This window comes from Actinosynnema sp. NPDC049800 (genome assembly GCF_040656635.1).
Lineage (GTDB): Bacteria > Actinomycetota > Actinomycetes > Mycobacteriales > Pseudonocardiaceae > Actinosynnema.
On sequence record NZ_JBFAMT010000048.1, the window covers coordinates 53,610 to 71,239 of the forward strand.

Annotated in this window: 18 protein-coding genes and 3 tRNA genes; 6 read left to right on the plus strand and 15 right to left on the minus strand. The window is 71.5% G+C overall.

Going from position 1 to position 17,630, the window contains the following annotated elements; all coding sequences use genetic code 11:
- Positions 1-10: 10 nt before the first annotated feature.
- Both AB0I91_RS34920 and AB0I91_RS34925 read right to left on the minus strand, forming a co-directional pair.
- Positions 11-847, minus strand: coding sequence for an anti-sigma factor (locus AB0I91_RS34920; protein WP_499640744.1), 837 nt, complete (start codon positions 845-847; stop codon positions 11-13).
- Positions 790-1,437: an RNA polymerase sigma factor gene (locus AB0I91_RS34925; protein ID WP_498781450.1), complete on the minus strand. Its 648-nt coding sequence runs from the start codon at positions 1,435-1,437 to the stop codon at positions 790-792. The genes AB0I91_RS34920 and AB0I91_RS34925 overlap by 58 nt, the downstream gene beginning before the upstream one ends.
- Before the next feature lie 242 nt (positions 1,438-1,679).
- Between AB0I91_RS34925 and AB0I91_RS34930 the strand changes: the two genes are divergently transcribed.
- The 4 genes from AB0I91_RS34930 to AB0I91_RS34945 all read left to right on the plus strand — a co-directional run bounded on the left by AB0I91_RS34930 (position 1,680) and on the right by AB0I91_RS34945 (position 2,529).
- The gene (locus AB0I91_RS34930) at positions 1,680-2,105 is read left to right on the plus strand and encodes an SsgA family sporulation/cell division regulator (RefSeq protein WP_073893954.1); all 426 of its coding nucleotides are present in this window, start codon (positions 1,680-1,682) and stop codon (positions 2,103-2,105) included.
- 145 nt (positions 2,106-2,250) lie between these two features.
- Positions 2,251-2,323 (plus strand) — tRNA-Gly (locus AB0I91_RS34935).
- A 58-nt stretch (positions 2,324-2,381) separates the two neighbouring features.
- Positions 2,382-2,453, plus strand: a tRNA-Cys gene (locus tag AB0I91_RS34940).
- Between the two features lies 1 nt (position 2,454).
- Positions 2,455-2,529, plus strand: a tRNA-Val gene (locus AB0I91_RS34945).
- 893 nt (positions 2,530-3,422) lie between these two features.
- On the opposite strand, the gene AB0I91_RS34950 is transcribed toward AB0I91_RS34945, so the two are convergent.
- The 10 genes from AB0I91_RS34950 to AB0I91_RS34995 form a co-directional block, all read right to left on the minus strand.
- Positions 3,423-3,656 carry a DUF1918 domain-containing protein gene (locus AB0I91_RS34950; protein WP_498781093.1) on the minus strand — a complete coding sequence of 78 codons (234 nt, stop codon included), beginning with the start codon at positions 3,654-3,656 and terminating at the stop codon, positions 3,423-3,425.
- Entirely contained in the window at positions 3,653-4,117 is a 465-nt protein-coding gene (locus AB0I91_RS34955) for a universal stress protein (RefSeq protein WP_498781094.1), read from the minus strand. Before AB0I91_RS34955 ends, AB0I91_RS34950 begins: the two co-directional genes overlap by 4 nt.
- Positions 4,118-4,691: 574 nt before the next feature.
- The gene (locus AB0I91_RS34960; RefSeq protein WP_499640748.1) at positions 4,692-6,089 is read right to left on the minus strand and encodes an MBL fold metallo-hydrolase RNA specificity domain-containing protein; all 1,398 of its coding nucleotides are present in this window, start codon (positions 6,087-6,089) and stop codon (positions 4,692-4,694) included.
- Positions 6,090-6,187: 98 nt separating this feature from the next.
- Entirely contained in the window at positions 6,188-6,406 is a 219-nt protein-coding gene (locus AB0I91_RS34965) for a hypothetical protein (protein ID WP_498781098.1), read from the minus strand.
- A gap of 112 nt (positions 6,407-6,518) precedes the next feature.
- Positions 6,519-7,319: a polyphosphate kinase 2 gene (gene ppk2, locus AB0I91_RS34970; RefSeq protein WP_499640750.1), complete on the minus strand. Its 801-nt coding sequence runs from the start codon at positions 7,317-7,319 to the stop codon at positions 6,519-6,521.
- Positions 7,320-7,431: 112 nt separating this feature from the next.
- Entirely contained in the window at positions 7,432-8,283 is an 852-nt protein-coding gene (locus tag AB0I91_RS34975) for a universal stress protein (protein ID WP_498781101.1), read from the minus strand.
- Entirely contained in the window at positions 8,280-10,820 is a 2,541-nt protein-coding gene (locus AB0I91_RS34980) for a cation-translocating P-type ATPase (RefSeq protein ID WP_499640752.1), read from the minus strand. Before AB0I91_RS34980 ends, AB0I91_RS34975 begins: the two co-directional genes overlap by 4 nt.
- Positions 10,817-11,497 (minus strand): CBS domain-containing protein, encoded by a 681-nt coding sequence (locus AB0I91_RS34985; protein ID WP_499640754.1) that lies wholly within the window; start codon positions 11,495-11,497, stop codon positions 10,817-10,819. Before AB0I91_RS34985 ends, AB0I91_RS34980 begins: the two co-directional genes overlap by 4 nt.
- Positions 11,490-12,866: a DUF4389 domain-containing protein gene (locus AB0I91_RS34990; RefSeq protein ID WP_499640756.1), complete on the minus strand. Its 1,377-nt coding sequence runs from the start codon at positions 12,864-12,866 to the stop codon at positions 11,490-11,492. The genes AB0I91_RS34985 and AB0I91_RS34990 overlap by 8 nt, the downstream gene beginning before the upstream one ends.
- Complete coding sequence (locus tag AB0I91_RS34995; protein WP_499640758.1) at positions 12,863-13,312, minus strand: hypothetical protein; 450 nt, start codon at positions 13,310-13,312, stop codon at positions 12,863-12,865. Before AB0I91_RS34995 ends, AB0I91_RS34990 begins: the two co-directional genes overlap by 4 nt.
- 266 nt (positions 13,313-13,578) lie before the next feature.
- Here AB0I91_RS34995 and AB0I91_RS35000 point away from each other — a divergent pair, with 266 nt between their 5' ends.
- Positions 13,579-13,998 (plus strand): universal stress protein, encoded by a 420-nt coding sequence (locus AB0I91_RS35000; protein ID WP_498781109.1) that lies wholly within the window; start codon positions 13,579-13,581, stop codon positions 13,996-13,998.
- A gap of 30 nt (positions 13,999-14,028) precedes the next feature.
- Here AB0I91_RS35000 and AB0I91_RS35005 read toward each other — a convergent pair whose 3' ends face one another.
- On the minus strand, positions 14,029-14,613 hold the full coding sequence (locus tag AB0I91_RS35005) for a CBS domain-containing protein (protein WP_498781110.1): 585 nt from the start codon (positions 14,611-14,613) through the stop codon (positions 14,029-14,031).
- Between the two features lie 779 nt (positions 14,614-15,392).
- On the opposite strand from AB0I91_RS35005, the gene AB0I91_RS35010 reads away from it, so the two are divergent.
- Positions 15,393-15,764: a hypothetical protein gene (locus tag AB0I91_RS35010; RefSeq protein ID WP_498781111.1), complete on the plus strand. Its 372-nt coding sequence runs from the start codon at positions 15,393-15,395 to the stop codon at positions 15,762-15,764.
- A 248-nt stretch (positions 15,765-16,012) separates the two neighbouring features.
- On the opposite strand, the gene AB0I91_RS35015 is transcribed toward AB0I91_RS35010, so the two are convergent.
- Both AB0I91_RS35015 and AB0I91_RS35020 read right to left on the minus strand, forming a co-directional pair.
- Positions 16,013-16,246, minus strand: coding sequence for a DUF1918 domain-containing protein (locus tag AB0I91_RS35015; RefSeq protein ID WP_499640760.1), 234 nt, complete (start codon positions 16,244-16,246; stop codon positions 16,013-16,015).
- Positions 16,247-16,763: 517 nt separating this feature from the next.
- Entirely contained in the window at positions 16,764-17,369 is a 606-nt protein-coding gene (locus AB0I91_RS35020) for an Rv1733c family protein (protein WP_498781115.1), read from the minus strand.
- Between the last annotated feature and the right edge of the window lie 261 nt (positions 17,370-17,630).

Genomic DNA, 17,630 nt, shown 5'->3' on the forward strand with positions numbered 1-17,630 from the left:
CATTCGTCGCTCACGCGGGGCCTACCTGGCCCGATGCCAATACGCTCGACGGCCGCGCGGGCGCCGTGCGGCCTTCTTCCAACGAGATCCCGAAGCCGTTGTGCCGGTGCGCGTCCGGCGACCAAGCCAGAAGTCGCACGTCGGCATCGCTCACCGTGACGTCGAATGTGGCCAACGCCACAGGCTCCGGCGCGCTGGTCCCCCACACCACGTAGATCTGCCGCGTCACGTCGTTGGCCGGCAGATCCGTCGGCACGATCGCGGCGGCGTCGTCGGCGGACAGCAGCACGGCCACCGCGTCACCCGACTCGTCCTGCAGCACGGCCCGGCTCGCATCCGGGTCGGCCACGATCCGCAGCGCGCGCTCCAACTGCCCGGCCCGCACGTCCTGCTGGGCGACCTGGTCGTTCAGCTGGACGAACCGGACGCCCGCGACACCGATCCCGGCCACCACGACCAACGCCGCCGCGGCCAGGAGCAGCTTGCGCCCCGACCCGCCGGACCGGTCAGGTCGCCGTGATCCGAGCGGAACCGGCTCCTCCGCCACGCGCACCTGAGGTGTGTTCTCGATCGCATCCATCAGACGCGTCCGCAGGCGCTCCGGCGGGTCGTACTGGCGGACCGACCCGCCCAACGCGGCCGTCACCTCCTGTGTGGCGCGAATCGTCTCCTGACACCGCGCGCATCCCGGCACGTGGGCCCGAATCAACGCTTCCTCGCCCGGCTCGAGCGCGTGCATCGCGTAGCCGACCGCGAGCTCCTCCTCAGGGCACCGGTCGTCGTCCCGGTTCACCGTTGTGCTCCCGTCGTCCTGCCCGGCGCGTCGCCGCCGGTCTCGCCCGCCCACACCGAGCGCAGTGCCGTGCGCAGCCCGCGGATGGCGGCGAACGTGCGCGATTTCACCGTGCCGAGGGGTATGCCGGTCAACGCCGCGACCTCGATCTGCGTGTAGCCGCCCAGGTAGGCCAGCGCGAGCACCTGCCTCTGGTCTTCGGGAAGCCGTTGCAGCGCCTCACGCACCTCGGCGCCCACCACAGCGGTCAACGCGGCCTGGTCCGCGCCTTCCGCCGGTGTGACGTTGAGCTCAGAGGTCTCGTCGGCCAAGGGGACACTTCGTCTACGCTGGGTGTTCTCGCGACGGACCGCGTCAACCGCGCGGTGGTGCACGACGGTCATCAGCCACGTGCCGAACCCGCCGCGTGAGCGGTCGTAGGCCGCGGGGTTGCGCCAGAGGGCCAGGAACGCCTCTTGGACGACGTCCTCGGCCAGGCCCGGATCGACACAGATCCGCCGGGCGAGCGAATACGCCGGTTTCCCGTACCGGTCGTAGAGTTCACCGAACGCCGTGCGGTCACCCACCGTCACCCGCGCGGCGAGTTCCACGTCGGTGGGACGTCGCAGGTCCGGGTCGCGTCGCGGCGGGGGTGAGTCAGCCACCAGAGAGGTCCTCACGTCCAACATTCGCGCAACAGCCGGTACCGGGTTCAGGTTAAACCCAGCAAGATGGGAGCAGCCTGGCCCAGTGGACACGGAACGCATCGAGGTGGTAGCCCAGTGGAGTTGCATGGCCCCAATCGGGTGATAAACCATCGAGAGTCGAGCGTTCCTCGCCACATATACGTCACAAGTAGAGAACTCGGTCGTTCCATTGGCCGGGAAGGGAGAAGAGGGTAACGACGATGCGCAACGACCACGTGACACTCCGCTCAACAGCGGTCTTCGACCTGCTGGCGCCGAGGACCCCGGCCGTCCCGGTGCAGGTGGAGCTTCGCTATGACACGAAAGACCCGTACGCGGTAGTCGCCGCGTTCCGAACCGGCCGTGCCGGCTGGGTGGAGTGGGTCTTCGCCCGCGACCTGCTCGCCGACGGCCTGATCGCCGACGCGGGGGACGGCGACGTCCGAATCCGCCCGGCCGCCGACGACCCCGAGGTCGTGGTGATCGAACTGAGCTCGCCGTCCGGCCACGCCATGTTCGAGGCCTCGGCCCAGGAACTGGCCGACTTCCTCGACCGGACCTACGACGTCGTCGTGCCCGGGAACGAGCACCTGTGGGTCGACGTCGACGAGGCCCTGACCCACCTGATCTCCAACGACCTGACGTAAAAGCGCAGGTAGCGGGCCCGCGAGGCGGTCAAGGACCCCCCGATTTGATCCCGCTGCGGTGCATGTAATAAAGTTCCTCTCGCACCGAGGAAGACCGGAACGACAAGCCCCAAAAGGGAAAAGTTCCAAGTAATCCACGGGGCATGCGGATGTAGCGCAGTTGGTAGCGCATCACCTTGCCAAGGTGAGGGTCGCGAGTTCGAGTCTCGTCATCCGCTCGGCAGAGGGCCCCTTGGGCTCAGGCCTGACTCCTGGGTGCTAGCCTTCAGGAATCACGGCGGAGTGGCCGAGTGGCTTAGGCAAGGGCCTGCAAAGCCCTGTACACGGGTTCGATTCCCGTCTCCGCCTCGGACGATTAGCTCAGCGGGAGAGCACTACCTTGACACGGTAGGGGTCACTGGTTCAATCCCAGTATCGTCCACCATCTATAAACGCAGGTCAGAAGCCCGGTCCTCGATCTTGAGGCCGGGCTTCTTGCATGCCAGGCAAGATCAATGGAGCGAATCCGGAGCCGACCGTCGAAACTCCGCCCGACCTCAGCCCCGCCACCACGGCTCCCAGGTGTGGGAACCATCCGAACGCCGAACTCCCGCTGCGGACGGCCTTCGACTTCGGCACGACCAGGAAAGCCGAATCGACCGGGTCCTGGGACCCGATCTCGGAAGCGGCATCGATGACCGGCGCCGCGGACGCGGGCGACGCGACGGAGTTCAGGGCCGGAAGGGCCCGGTGCGAGGGACTTAGGTCAGGGCGGCCGGCGACGGCGGACATCCGGTGCGCTTCACCGGCCGGAGGTCATCGGTGGTGGCTTCCCACGCCGTGCCGGGTTCCCGGCGCGCCCCTCGTGGCCGACCTGGTGGAGCCGGTGAGCAGGCCTGATCGCCGGGCACGGCCACCCTCGACCGGGCCACGATCCGGGGCGTCGCCGATTCCGGTGGTCCGGGTCCGTGCAGCGTCAGGGGCTATCGCCGCCGCCAGGAGCAGGTACTGACTCCCGTTCGCGTCCAACAGCAGACACCCCGCCTCGCCCTGGCCCTCACCGTGCCGGACACCACCGTGAGCGGACGCGACACCGGAGCGGACGTCGGAGCGGACGAGGTGGTGCCGGCAGGCGGTCCACCGGACGGTCCGCACCCCGCCAGCACCAACGAACAGCACGCACGACGTGAACGACGCACACCCGTACCGGCGGACCGGCCCGCGACCGGATCGGCGCGGTGGACCGGGGAGGCGGCAGTCCGATCCGGCCACCACAGCACCCCGCTCACGCTGGCGGCGGCAAGACCACGACAGGGAAGACGAGCCCGGACAGGCTTCTCACGGCACGAACGCCTCCGTCGCCGCAGCGACACGCCGCGCCTCCTCCTCGGCGGTCACGACACGGCCGTCCGGCCCTGGGAACACCAGTGTCCGCTTGCCCGTGTCGAGCCAGTGCACGAGGTACGGCGGCGACCCGTCGGGATGGCGCAGTTCCACCACCTGTCCACGCCGAGTCGGCACGCCCAGCGTGACGCCTTCGATCACCACCCAGTCCCCGACCTCGGCTTTCACCGCTCCGCCTCCGTCCGCCACACCACGGCGAGCGGGCAGCGCGCGTGCTGGACCCGCGCCTGGCTGGTGGAGTCGGGCAGCATTCCGGCGGAGCCGCCGTACCCACGACTGCCCAGGACGAGCAGCCGGTGCCGCGCCACGTCTGGCAATGCCCGCGTCGGACGCCCCCGCCCCGCTTCACGCTCGACGGCGACATCCGGGTGCGTCTCCCGCCACCCGACCGGCCGCTCCGCAGGCGCCGGACGCCCCTCCGCCTGGCCCCCGCCCCAGCCCGCCACGAGTCGAAGTGAGCCGTCAGCAGTGTCCTGCACGAATTCATCGCGAGGGATCACGGTGGTCAGTGGTGCGGACTCCTCGAACGCGGAAGCGGTGGCGCGGTGACCGACCGGAGAACCATCGATTCCCACGACGACCGGCCCGTCCGAGGTTCCGGTGTGCCGGACCACCACCGGTCCGTCCATACTGCACCTCCAAGCTCCTCATGCCCCTTCCCAACGCTAGGCGGGCCCCGAACCGCTCAACGCGGCCGTTGGTACCGCCTGGGAAGAGCCCTCCGACCGGGGCCCTGTCGGAGTCCGAGTCGGATGCCGTGCCGCCCTCCGACGAACGCTGTTCGGCTGCCGAGTGCGGCAGCGTCGAAGTCGGCCCGCCTTGGATGCTGCGGAAGCGGTCGCACGGACATCGGCCGGCGTTGGGGTTCGACGGCACGAGCTCCACGGCGGCGGCGCGCCGCTACGGCTTGTCGGCGACCGGGACGATGACGCACTCCCACCCTCGAGGCGTTTCCCGACGAGCGCTCGGCATTCGGGCATTCGCGGAGGACGGACTTGCCCCCGCCGCGACTCGCCGTGCGGCGGAGCGAGGTGTCGAGGTAGTGACCACCGCCCTCGACCACGGTCGCCGCGAAGTCGGGGCGGAGACGGCCGGAGGGGGCGCTCAGCCAGTTCGACGCGACGCACGCGACGGCTATCTGCTCGTCCGCGCCCCATGGTGCACGCGCCAACGTCACCCTGCGTGGTGCCCGCTATGGCGTGATCAGATCAGGACCCGCTCGCCGTCACGGGGCACGACCGCGTTCCAGCCGTGTTCAGCGGACAGTCGGGCAGCCAGGGCCGTCGACGCCTCGGGTTCGCCGTGCACGAGGTAAGTGGTGCCGGGTTCTGGTCCGTCGGTCGTCCAGGCGAGCAGTTCGTCGGCGTCGGCGTGGGCGCTGAACGCGTCGAGGACCTGGACCTCGGCCTTGACCGGCACGTAACGGCCGTGGATCTTGATCTCGCGGGTGCCGGTGGCCAGTTGCCGGGACCGGGTGCCCGCGGCGGCATAGCCGACGACGAGGACGGTGTGGCGGGGGTCGGGCAGCATCTGCTTGAGGTGGTGCAGCACGCGCCCACCGGTGGCCATGCCGGACGCGGAGATGATGATCGAGGGCTGCGCGGGGTTGTTGACGGTCATGGATTGCGTGGCGGTGTGCAGCTCGGCCAGCCTGCCGGGGTCGAACGGGTCCTCGTGGGTGTGCAGCAGTTCGGGTCGGACCTCCGGCCAGGCCTTGGCGACGGCTTGGCGGTAGACGCGCAGCGAGGCGAGCGCCATCGGGCTGTCCACGAACACGGGCAGCTCGGGGATGGTGCCGGCGCGGGTGAGCTTGGCCAGCTCGATGAGGACGACTTCGGTGCGGTCGACGGCGAAGGCGGGGATGAGCACGCTGCCGCCGCGCGCGGCGGTGCTGCGGATCGTGTCGGCCAGCAACGCGGTGGCGCGCTCGTCGTCGTGCGCGCGGTCGCCGTAGGTGGACTCGACCAGCAACGCGTCGCACTCGGGACGTGGCCGGGGCGGCAGCAGGATGCGGTGGTGCTGCCTGCCGAGGTCGCCGCTGACGACCGCGGTGCGGCCGCCGAGGTCGAGGTTGGCCCACGCTGAGCCGAGGATGTGCCCGCTGCGGCCGAACTCCAGGTCGACGCCGCGGGCGATGCGCCAGGGCACGTCGAAGTCCATGGTCTGGAACAGCCGGACGGCCGCGGCGGCGTCGTCGGTGTCGTAGAGCGGCAACGCCGGGTTGTGCCTGGTCCAGCCGCCCTCGTTGGCCTGCCGTGCGTCCTCGACCATGAGGTGGGCGCTGTCGGCGAGCACGATCGCGGCGAGGTCGGCGGTGCCCTCCGTGGTGTAGACGGGTCCGCGCCAGCCGTTGCGCACGAGGACCGGCAGGTAGCCGCAGTGATCGAGGTGGGCGTGGGTCAGGACGACCGCGTCGAGGCGGTCGAGGTCGAGTCGGGGCGGCTGCCAGTTGCGTCGGCGCAACGGCGCGAGTCCCTGGAACAGGCCGCAGTCGACCAGAACTCCGGACGACCCGGTGTCGAACAGGAACTTGCTGCCGGTCACGGTGCCGGTGGCACCGAGGAAGGTCAGCGAGGTCGGCTCGGCGGAGCGCTTGCCCATCACCTCTCCTGGCTGGTCTGTCGCGGGACACCACCCTCCCGCGTCTTCGCGAGCGGCCTACAGCGGCGGTCGGCCCGGTCCCGCGGGGTCTTCGGTCCCTACCTCGTCAGCCGGTCGAGGACGGCCGCGCCGGTGGTGGTGAGCACCGCCATCGAGCCCGCCGACCGGACGAGGCCGCCGAGCACGAGGTCGTTGGTGGCGGTGAAGTCGCACCACAGCCCGTCGACCGCCAGGCTCGGACGCCCGATTCCGACCAGTTGCCCCCTGCCCTGCGCGACCGCCCTCAGCATCGCCTTGTGCCTCGATGTGTAATCCACGTCACTCAGCTCCTCTCTGCTGTCCAGGTTCCGCGTTCCGCGGGCGCACTGGCAGGTTCGAAGGAGGTCGACCGGACGGGACGTTCGGACGCGGTGGCGCGGGACCCGGGGCTCAGCGCAGCGATGCCGCGTGGTCGGGGACGTAGGTCTGCAGGCGCCGGTCGGTGCGGTGGTAGCCGGTGGACGCGGGACGTGGTGGTAGCCGGAAGGCGGGCGGCTCCACCTCGTAGTACGGCAGGGTGGACAGCAGGTGGGCGATCATGTTGACGCGGGCTCGCCGCTTGTCGTCGCTGTCCACCACGTACCAGGGGCACTCGGCGGTGTCGGTGTGGACGAACATCTCGTCCTTGGCGCGGGAGTAGTCCTCCCACCTGGCGATCGAGTCGACGTCGACCGGCGAGAGCTTCCAGCGCCGCATAGGGTCGTCCAACCGGCGTCGGAACCGCTTCTCCTGCTCGGCGTCGCTGACCGAGAACCAGTACTTGCGCAGCAGGATCCCGTCGTCGACGAGCATCCGCTCGAACACCGGGCACTGCTGCAGGAACCTGCGGTGCTCCTCGGGCGTGCAGAACCCCATGACCCGTTCGACGCCGGCGCGGTTGTACCAGCTGCGGTCGAGCAGCACGATCTCCCCGGCGGCGGGCAGGTGGGAGGTGTATCGCTGGAAGTACCACTGCGTGCGCTCGCGTTCGGTGGGCGCCGGCAGCGCCACGATGCGGGCGATGCGCGGGTTGAGGTACTCGGTGATCCGCTTGATGGTGCTGCCCTTGCCCGCCGCGTCACGCCCCTCGAACACGATCACGACCCGCGCCCGTTCGACGCGCACCCACTCCTGCACCTTCACCAACTCGGCCTGCAACTGCCGCAACTCGGCCTCGTAGGCCGCGCGACGCAGCCTGGACTTCGCACCCATCATCGGCTCCTGGTCGGTCGCACGATCCCGGTGATGCCCTGGTCCCGTGGTTCGACGTGGAGAAGGACGTCGTCGTGCAGGTCGGTTGCGTCGGTGCGCAACGAGAAGGGCATCACAGGTCCTGCACGGTCGCGCGCACCACGAGCACCGGGCACGGCGCGTGGTGCAGCAGGGCGTGGCTGGTGGAGCCCAGCAGCAGCCCGGTGAGCGCGCCGCGGCCCCGGCAGCCCACGACCAGAAGTGCGGCGTCCCGGGCGCGGTCGATCAGCGCTCGTGCCGGGTTGCCGCGGGCGACGACCAGTTCCAGCCGGACGTCGGGGTACTTCTCCCGCCACGGCGCCACCAGCGCGGAGAGGTCCCCGCCCTGCGCGGCGTCGTACTCGGCCAGCTCGATCCCCACCATGTCGGCCAGCGGCTCGGGCGGCGCGTGCCAGGTGTGCACCAGCACCAGCGGCACGCCGCGTGTCGAGGCCTGGTCGAACGCCTGGGCCAGCACGGCCGGGCTGTCGCCCTCCACCCCGCACACGACGGGACCGGGCCGCGTTTCACCGCGTACGACGACCACTGGGCAGGCGCCGCGGCTGGTCACGGCGATGGCCGTGGAGCCCAGCAGCATCGAGGTGAACCCGCCCAACCCTCGCGAGGCCAGCACGACCAGTTCCGCGTCGACCGACTCGGCCACCAGCAGCGGGGCCGGATCGGCGACCTCGATGTGCACATCCAGCCGCACGTCGGGATCGACGTCACGGGCGATGTCCGCGGCCTCGTGCAGCCACTGCCACGCCTGCTCGTGCAGCGCCTTGCGGGTGCGCCCGTCGGCGTCGAGCACGTCACCCGGCAGGCGCAGCTCGGCGTGCACCAGCCGCAGCGGCACGTCCCGCGTCCTCGCCTCCCGCGCCGCCCACCGCACCGCGTCGAACGCGGGCCCAGAACCATCGACGCCGACGACCACGGGCTTGCTCATGTGAAACGCCTCCTCATCCACTTGTGCCCGGCGTCCACCAGCAGGACGACCGGGATGGTCATCGCCGCGAGCGCCCAGCCCAGCGGGGTCGGCGCGCTGCCGCCCAGCAGGTCCGGCAGCGGCGGCACGAACAGGAACACGGCCAGCACGGCCAGCTCGAAGAGCACCGCGCCGATCAGCAGCCGGTTGCCCAGCAGGCTCCTCACCGGCTTGGTGGCGCTGCGGCACGCGAACGCGTTCGCCAGCTGCCCGAGCACGATCGCGGTGAACGCGGTCCCCGAGGCGGTGGCCAGCAGCACCGGGTCGCCCAGGTTCCAGCCGCCCGCGAGCAGCACGAGCGTGAACGCCGCCATCGCCGCCAACGCCTCGGCCGGGCCCAGCACGCCGAAGGCGCGGACCAGCACCGAGCGGTCGATCAGGGAACCGGTCCGCGCGGGGCCGGTCATGGTGCGCGGGTTCGGCTTCTCCGCGCCCAACGCCAAGGCCGGCAGCAGGTCGGTGCCGATGTCGAGCGCGAGGACCTGCAGGACGCTCAGGGCGAGCGGGTACGAGCCGCCGGACAGCGCCCAGAACACGAACGGCGTCAACTCGGCGACGTTGTCGGTCAGGTGGTAGGTCAGGAACCGGCGGATGTTCGCGAACGTCGCCCGGCCCAGCTCCACCGCGCCGACGATGGTGCCGAAGTGGTCGTCGAGCAGCACGAGGTCGGCGGCTTCGCGGGCCACGTCGGTGCCGGAGGCGCCCATGGCCACGCCGATGTCGGCCGCCCGCAGCGCCGGCCCGTCGTTGACCCCGTCACCGGTCATGGCGACGACGTGACCGCGGTGTTGCAGGGCGTGGGCGATGCGGAGCTTGTCCTCCGGGGTGACGCGGGCGACGACGACGCCGTCGCGGTCCAGCAGTTCGCCGAGGGCGGCGTCGTCGGCGGGCAGGTCCTTGCCCTCGACCACCAGCCGGTCGGGTCCGAGAAGGCCGACCTGGGCGGCGATCGCGCGGGCGGTGGCCGGGTGGTCGCCGGTGATCATGGCGAGTTTGATGCCGGCCTTGCGGCACAGGGCGATGGAGTCGGTGACGTCGTCGCGTGGTGGGTCCTGCAACGCGACCAGGCCGAGCAGGACCAGGTCGCGTTCGGCGTCCTCCCAGCCGGTGGCCGCGCCGGGTCGCCACGCCACCGCGAGCACGCGCAGCCCCTGCGCGCCGAGGGCGTCGATCGCCTCGTGCGCGCCCGGCGCCGGCGCGCACAGCGGCAGCACCGCATCGGGAGCACCGGTCACGTGCACGCCGTCACCGTCGACGGCGGACGAGCGGCGGCGACGCGGGTCGAACGGGAAGCGGGTCGCCGCCGGGGTCGTGGTGTCCGCGCCGACGCGTGCCGCCAGGACGTGGAGGGCGACCTCCATCGGGTCGCCAACCGGCAGCCACCGGTGTTCCCGGTGCTCGACGTGCGCGGTGGGCGAGCAGCGAAGGGCGCTGACCGCGAGGGTCCTCACGGCGGCGAGGGCGTCGGATTCACCGGTCACGCGGGCGGTCGGGGCGTAGCCCTGCCCGTCCACCGCGACCTCGCCGGCCGGAGTCCACACCCGCACCGCAGACATCTCGTTGCGGGTCAGCGTCCCGGTCTTGTCCGTGCAGATGAAGGTGGTCGCGCCCAGCGTCTCCACCGCGTCCAACCGCCGCACGAGCGCGTTGCGGTGCGCCATCGTCTGGGCGGCTCGCGCCAGCGACAGCGTCACGGTGGGCAGCAGGCCTTCCGGGACCAGCGCGACGGTGACGCCGACCGCGAACAGGAAGCCCTCCGTCGGATCGAGACCCAGCAGCATCGCGACCCCGTAGAACGCCACGCCCACAGCGACCGCGATGAGGCCGACCACTGTCACCACGCGGTGCAGCCGCAGGGCGAGAGGGCTCTTCGGCCGGACCGCGTGGCGCGTGAGCGAGGCGATGCCGGCGAGCTGGGTGTGGGAGCCGGTGGCCGTCACCACGACGGTCGCCTCACCCTCCGTGACGTAGGTGCCGGCCCGCACGACGTCGTCCGCGGCCGGGTGCACTGGCACGCTCTCGCCACTGAGCATCGACTCGTCCACCGCCAGCGCGGCGACCTGCGCCACGCGGGTGTCGGCGCAGACGCGGTCGCCGCCCTGGAGCAGGACCTCGTCGCCGACGACCAGCTCGGCCGCGTCCACCACCTTCGGCTTGCCGTCGCGGCGGACGGTGGCGCGGGTGGGCAGCAGGTCGCGCAGCCGTTGCGCCGCGCGGTCGGCCCGGTACTCCTGGGCGAACGCGAATACCCCGTTGAGCACGACGACCAGCGCGATCGCGACCGACAGCGCGGGCATGCCCGCGACGTAGGCCAGTGCGGCGGCCACCCACAGCAGGATCGCGAAGAAGTGCGCGAACTGCTTGAGCAGCAGCACGACCGGGTGCGCCCCGCCGCCGGTGGGAAGCACGTTAGGGCCGTCCTCGCGCAGCCTCCGGGCGGCCTCGGCCGAGGTCAGGCCACCCGTGGTGCGCTCCGCCGCGTCCAGCACCGTCGTCACCCGATCCGGTGACTGGTGTCGGTGTCGTCCCAGCCGTAGGACAGGTGGTTGTGGACATCGACCACACCGGGCATCGCCAGGGTGAGGCGGTACGCGATGTCGGCTTCACTGCGACGCTCGATGGAGCCGCGCAACGTGACCACACCGTCGACCACCTGGACCTCGACCGCGGTGGGCTCCACCCACAGCGTCCGTTGCAGGACCTCGTGCACGACCGTGCGGCGCAGGTCCTCGTCGCTGCGCAGGAACACCTTCAGCAGGTCCCGACGGGACAGCACACCGAGCAGCCTGCCGTCGACGTCCACGACGAACAGCCGGCGCACACCTTCCACCGCCAGCTCGTGCGCGGCGGCGCTCGCGGGCGCGTCCGGGCCGATGGTGACGACCGGGGTGGTCATCACGTCACCCGCGGTGGTACCGCTCGCCTGGCGCCAGCGCTGCTTGGTGTCGCGGCGGGCGAACACGGACGGGCCGGGTTCGGTGCCGCCCCGGTACTCCTCCTTGGGCAGCAGGTCGGCCTCCGACACCACGCCGATCGGCCGGTCGTCGGTGTCCACCACCGGCACGGCGCTGAACGCGCCGTCGGTCAAAATGGCGGCGACGTCCTTGAACGGGGTGCCGACGTCGACCTTCACCACCTCGCGGGTCATCAGCGAGGCAACCTCGGGTTCACGCATGGGTCTCTCCTTCCACGGTGTTCTGGACAGGTGCGGTGGGTCGGGTCGGCCGGGTCGCGGCGAAGAGCACCAGACCGCCGCCGAGGAACAGCAGCAGCACGCCGGCGCCGAGCGCCGTCCACGCCGCCTGGGCGAGAGCGGGCAGGGTCGCGGTGGCCACGAGGGTCGTGTCGACCGTGCGCGAGCCGTCGGCGTTCATCACCACTGCGGTCCAGGTGCCGGGCTGCGCGGTCCAGGTGAGCGAGCCGTAGCCCGACGACACCCAGAACGGCTGGGCGTGGGGTGGGGTGGCGGGCGCGGTGCCCGTGCTGTGCTGGTAGAGGGCTTGGTCGCCGAAGCCGGTCACGCGGTCGCGGTCGACACCGCCCAGGTAGCGGGCGACGTCGGCGCTGGGGCCGATGCCGACGAACGCGTCCGGGTCGACCCGCAGCCCGATCGCGCCGAGCCAGTCCTCGCCGACCGCCCAGCCCGCCTCGGTCCAGTTCATCTCGGCGGTGCCGAGCTCCACCGCGTAGCCGGTGCCGCGCAAGGTCTGGGCGGGTGCGGTGACCGCGCCGGTCGCGTCGCGCTGGGTCTGGTCGGCCCACAGCCCGAGCGCGCCGGCCGCCGACAGCCCAGCGCCCGTCAGGAGCAGCAGGACGCCGATCACCGCCGGGGCGACACGGCCCGCGGTACCGCCCGACGGTGCGGGCGGGGGTGGCACGTCCAGGGTGGCGGCGCCGGGTTCGTCGCCGCCGGTGTCGAACCGGAACGGCGGGTAGGCGTCGGTCATGAGGCCGACGTACGCCGCGACGCGCAGCGCCCAGCGGTCCATGCCCAGCACGAAGTCGAACACACCGCGCGGGTAGCGGCCGGTGAACAGCAGGACCACACCGGCGATCAGGACGAGCAGGCCGACCAGGCCGCCGGCCGGGCTGTAGGCCCACTCACCGGCCCGGAAGGCCAGGTAGCCGCCACCGCCGAGGAAGATCCCGACGACGACCAGGTGCGGGAGGGCCAGCAGCCACTTCACCAGCACCAGACCGCGCGAGAGCCGTTCGGGGTACGCGATGTCCAGCGTTGCCGGGTAGTCGGGTTCCTCGCCGAGGCTGAACGGCGGGTACCGGTCGGTCGCCAGCGCCCCGAACGAGTAGTACGCCACGCGCCACGTCCAGCGCAGCACGCCGAGCGCGAAGTCGAACAGGGGCCGCGGGTAGCGACCGGTGACCAGGATCGCGACGAACGCGACCAACCCCACCACGCCGAACGCCATCCACAGGAAGGCCAAGACGACGTAGTGCGGGATCACCAGCAGCCACTTGACCAGCCACAACCAGCGGTTGAGGGCCGGGTCGAACCGGCCGTGCACGCGAACGGGGTAGGTGGTCATGACAACGCCCTCCAGCCGGGCCCGACAGCAGCCCACTCGGTCCTCCACAGGCGGCTCCGGAGCCGGGTGTGCGCCGATCGGACCAGCACGTACCCGAGCGCCATCGCGCCGCCGAGCGCGATCCAGGAGCCCACCGCGACGGCCGCCGCCATGACGACCGCGTCTTCGACCACCCCGGAGCCGACGATCGCCGTGCCGCTGCTCGGCGAGCCGGGCGCGTCGACCGGCATGACCGCCTCCCCCGAGTAGCGGGTGCGCAGTGGCTCCTCGGAGCGCGCGGCTCGCGGCGCGTGGTCCTCCGACCGGATCGCCACGACGATCGGCAGCTCGATCAGCGTCACCGCGACCGAGGCGACCGCGACGGCACCCCCGAGCCGCTCGTCGAGCGGGTTGCGCCCGGCGTGGGCCCGGTGCGCCCGTCTTGCAGGGCTCGACCGCGTGTCCATGTCCCGCCCTCCTCGTCCGCTCCAGCACCTCCCAGGCTCGTCCGCTCCGAGGTCTGTCCACAGAGTCGTTGGTCGTCACGCCGGTCCCTGATGGGTTGGGACCTTCGACCCTGCGAACGCCGCCGCGAACGTCGGTGGACGACGCGCAGCCGAAGGCGAAGGGAAGCCGAAGCCCTCTCACTCCAGGGCTTCAGCCTCTGTCGACACGCTCACGACGGGTGGACGCTCGGAGGTGCGATCGGGAGGCCGTCATGATGGTGGTGGGTGTGAACGGATCGGCCGCGAGCTGCAAGGCGCTGCGCTGGGCGTTGACGCACGCGGCGCGCACCGGTAACAGCGTCAGGGCGATCATGGCCACGCCCTCCGAGGTGAAGTGGGTTCCCGCGCGTTCCACGGGCGGGGAGCCCCAAGCCGACACGCCGGGCTACTTCCACCTCGGGCACGGGCTGCATCACGCGGTCAAGCAGGTCCGCGCCACGCTCGACAACGCCCCTCCGGTCACCGAGGTCACCGTCGTCGGCGACGCGAGCACCACCCTGGCGCTCGAGTCGAGACGAGCCGACCTGCTCGTGATCGGCAGCCACGGCCACAGCCGCCTGTCCGACGTGGCGCTCGGCAGCGTCTCGACGTACTGCGTGCGGTTCTCAGCGTGCCCAGTCGTGATCGTGCCCACCGCGGACTCCTGAGCCGCCGCAGCCGGCTGTTCCGACGTCCGCTCAACGCTGCGCGTCCACGCCTGTCGTCTGGTGCGCGTACGCGCTCAGGACTCCCGGCACCGCTTCGGCCAAGGCGACGGCGACGTTCCAGGACCGTTCGTCGGGGAACGTCGTCCCGATGTCGACATGCCCGTTGTGCACGGTCACCGTCCAGCGGCCGTTCGGGTCGTAGGCATCAAGGCGTTCCCGCACGTCGGACTCGATGGAGGGGTCGGTGCGGGCCAACGCCCGCACCAGGTCACGCCTGGTCACCACGCCGACCAGCCGCAGGCCGTCCAGGACGGGCACGCAACGGATCCCGTCGTCGACCATCACCCTGGCGAGCAGGCCGGCCGGTGCGGTGGGGTCCACTCCGCACACCGGTGTGGTCAGCACGTCACCCACCGGCGCGTCTCCGGGCTCCCCGTCGGTGTAGCGGCCGCGGAGCAGGTCAGCCTCGGTGAGGATGCCGACGAGTCGCCGGTCGGCGTCGACCACGGGCAGCGCGGTGAAGCCGTGTGAAACCATCAGCGCCGCCGCCACGCGGATCGGCACGTTCGATGTCACGGTGATGACCGGGCTGGTCATGATGTCTCGTGCCCGCACGGCACACCTCCCTCGTCGCAGGTGACTCCGACGTTAAGCGGCTGTCGCGCCCGCGCCAGCGGTCGATGGTCCTCTGCGACGAGGGTCCAAGGACGGCCCCGCCTGTGCGATGTCCCCGAACGGGGGACCTGCCGGTGGTCGAGGGACATCCGCAGGTCTCAGGCACGCGCTGCCGACACCGACGACGAGAGGTGTGGCCATGCCGATCGACGTGCAGCAGCCGAAGGCGTGCGACGTCATCCGCGTGCCGCAGGGGTGACGCGCGACGGCACCGGACGGATGCCCTGGAACAGCCCGAGCACCTCGGGGATCAGTCCGCCGACATGACGCCTCTCGACCGTCGTCATGGGTACTCCCCTCCTGACCGGGATTTGCTCCGAGATCCAGTCCACCGCCACGGCGTTCGGGGTCACAGAGTCACCGGGAACCGTTGGACGGGGACTTTGGTCCGGGGTGTTCCGAGCGCCGCGGTGGACGGCGGTCGAACCGCGGAGCTGAACGACGAGCAGTCGGCCGCGTGGTCCGCCACCAGCGCTTGGCTCTGCGGGCGCGGTGACCGCTTCGACTTGGACGCGGCAGCCGTTCGGCACACCGGAGCGGAATGAACCGCGCCGGACGGAGTGGACGCGCCAACGGGCCCTTGGTCCCGTCTGCGGCAGGGTCGACCTGCGCGAACGGCTGCCCCGAAGACCTTCCGAGGTGATGCCCTCGTGCCGTGTTCGGCAGCCGGTGACGCGACGGACAGTGGACTCCTGAACGGAAAACCCACGGAGCCGACCATGTCCACGCTGCTGCAGACCGCCCGACACGACACCTACGCCGGGGTCCGGGACCCGAAGCTCGCCGCCGTGCTCGCCGCCGAGGACGACGCCGAGGAGACCGGGTTCGACCCGCTCGAACGCATCACCTGTCGCGTCCACCGCCGCTGGCTGCACCAGTGCGTGCACTCCCAGGCACACGTCATCGCCGTGACCGGCCACCGCTGGTGCCGGGACTGCGAGTGCCCCGCCTCCGTCAGCGTCGACGAACTCACCGGCACGGTCACCGTCCACTGCCAACGCTGCCTGCGAACGCCCGACAGCCCCGCCACCCGCCAGATCGTGCGCTGCTGCCGAGCCAGCATCGCCACCGCCCAAGACAGCCGACGGTGATCAACCCGATCGACCCGTTTCACATCGGCCGGACCGATCGTCCGACCCGCTCCGTGCCGCCCGCGTTCGCCCCAGCGGGTACGCCGGGGACGGATGTGTCCGACCAGCGAACACCGACCGCCGCGTCCGTGTCCTCGGTACGGTCGCGCCCCCGCCGTCCGCTGTGCGCCACCACGTGGCCGGAGCCCCACCGTCATCCCGAGCACGGGCGCCACTCCGAGCAGTGAACGCCCATCCAGTTCATCAGCTCACCGCATCGCCTCACCGACCGCCGCCGCGACGCGCCGTGCTTCGTCCTGGGCCGTCACCACGTGGGCGTCCGGGCCGGGGAACACGAGCGTCTGCTTGCCGGTGTCCAGCCAGTGCACGAGGTAGGGCGGCGAGCCGTCGGGGTGGCTCACCTCCACCACCTGGCCGCGCCGAGTGGGCACGCCGAGCGTGACACCCTCGACAACCACCCAGTCCCCCGGTTGTGCCTTCACGACCGCACCTCCAGTCGTCCCGTCCCGCGTGGGCGCAGGTCGAAGATCCCACCCGGTGACGAGGTTGGGCGCTGCCCCGCGCTCACCCGACGAGGTGACCCTCGAACCACGACGTACCAAGTGGCACTCGCCGAAACCACGCCTTCACCGCCGTCCGTGGGCGCAGCCGCACCCGCGTGGTGGACCTGATGTCGGCACGATCCTGATGCCGGGTGGACCCAACCGCCCGCACGCTTCACGCATATCCCCCGGCCGCTTGGGGCAGGCACACGAGGCGCGCAAAGGGCGGGGCCGCGCTCACGGCCACCGGCAGGCGCGCCCGCCCGCCGCGCGAGGTTCACCTGCACGGACCGGACGGCACCGCCGACCTCGAGGTCCACATCACCGTCGTCGTCGTGCCGGTGGCGATCAGCCGGAGGTGAGAACGGCCTGTTCACCGGTCGAAACGGTGTCCCGCGAGCGCGCCCACCTGTTCGACGTTGGTCGGACCGGTGGCGCGACGCCGGCGGGTGCGTCCTCACGCGAGCTTCCGCCAGCCGGGCTCGACCGCCGCCCACTCCAGTTCCCACTGCTGCCGACGCAGCCGGGTGTGCGTCGACCGGACCACCACGTAGAGCACCGCCATCGCGCAGCCCAGCGCGACCCACGAACCGATCGCGACCACCATCGCGGTGAACACCGCGCCCTCGGCCGTCAGCGGCGCGTCCACCACGGAACCCCGGTCGTCGACCCAGATCCGGACCTTGCTCCCGGCGAGCACGTCGCTGGTGGTCTTGACCTCGCCCTGTCGTGTCCTGCCATCGGGCAGCGTCCACGTCGCGGGAACGTCGTACTTCGTCACCGCCGCGGTGTGCGCGCTGCCGCCCGCGGAGCTGGGCGTGTCCGCCAGCAGCACGGCGTCGACCTCATAGCGGGTGCGCAACTCCTCCGAGGACACCACGGCCTGCCGCGCGTGGACCTCCGAGCCGATCGCCGCCGCGACGGGCAGCCCCAGCAACGCCATCGTCACCGAGACGACGGCCACCGCGCTCTCCAACCGGTCCCCGGGACGGGCGAGCGGGTTGCGCCAGGCGAAGAGCTGACGCGCGAACCTCCGAACGGCACTGCCCGAACGCATGTCCATGTCCCGACCTCCTCGGCCTGATCCGGCCACTCCAGGCTGGTCCGGCCAAGGCGCGGCACCCAGAGTCCTTGGTCGTCACGACAGTCCCTGATGTGCCGGGACTTCCGGCTCTGCCTCGGACTCGCCGAGCACGCACCGGTCGGCGCCGGGTCCACGACCCGGCGCAGGCTGATGTCGCTGCTGCGCGACGACCTGCGCTTCGCGATGCTGCCCGATCCGGGCACGGTGACCAGGACGGCCAAGGACGCGGTGGACGGCTGG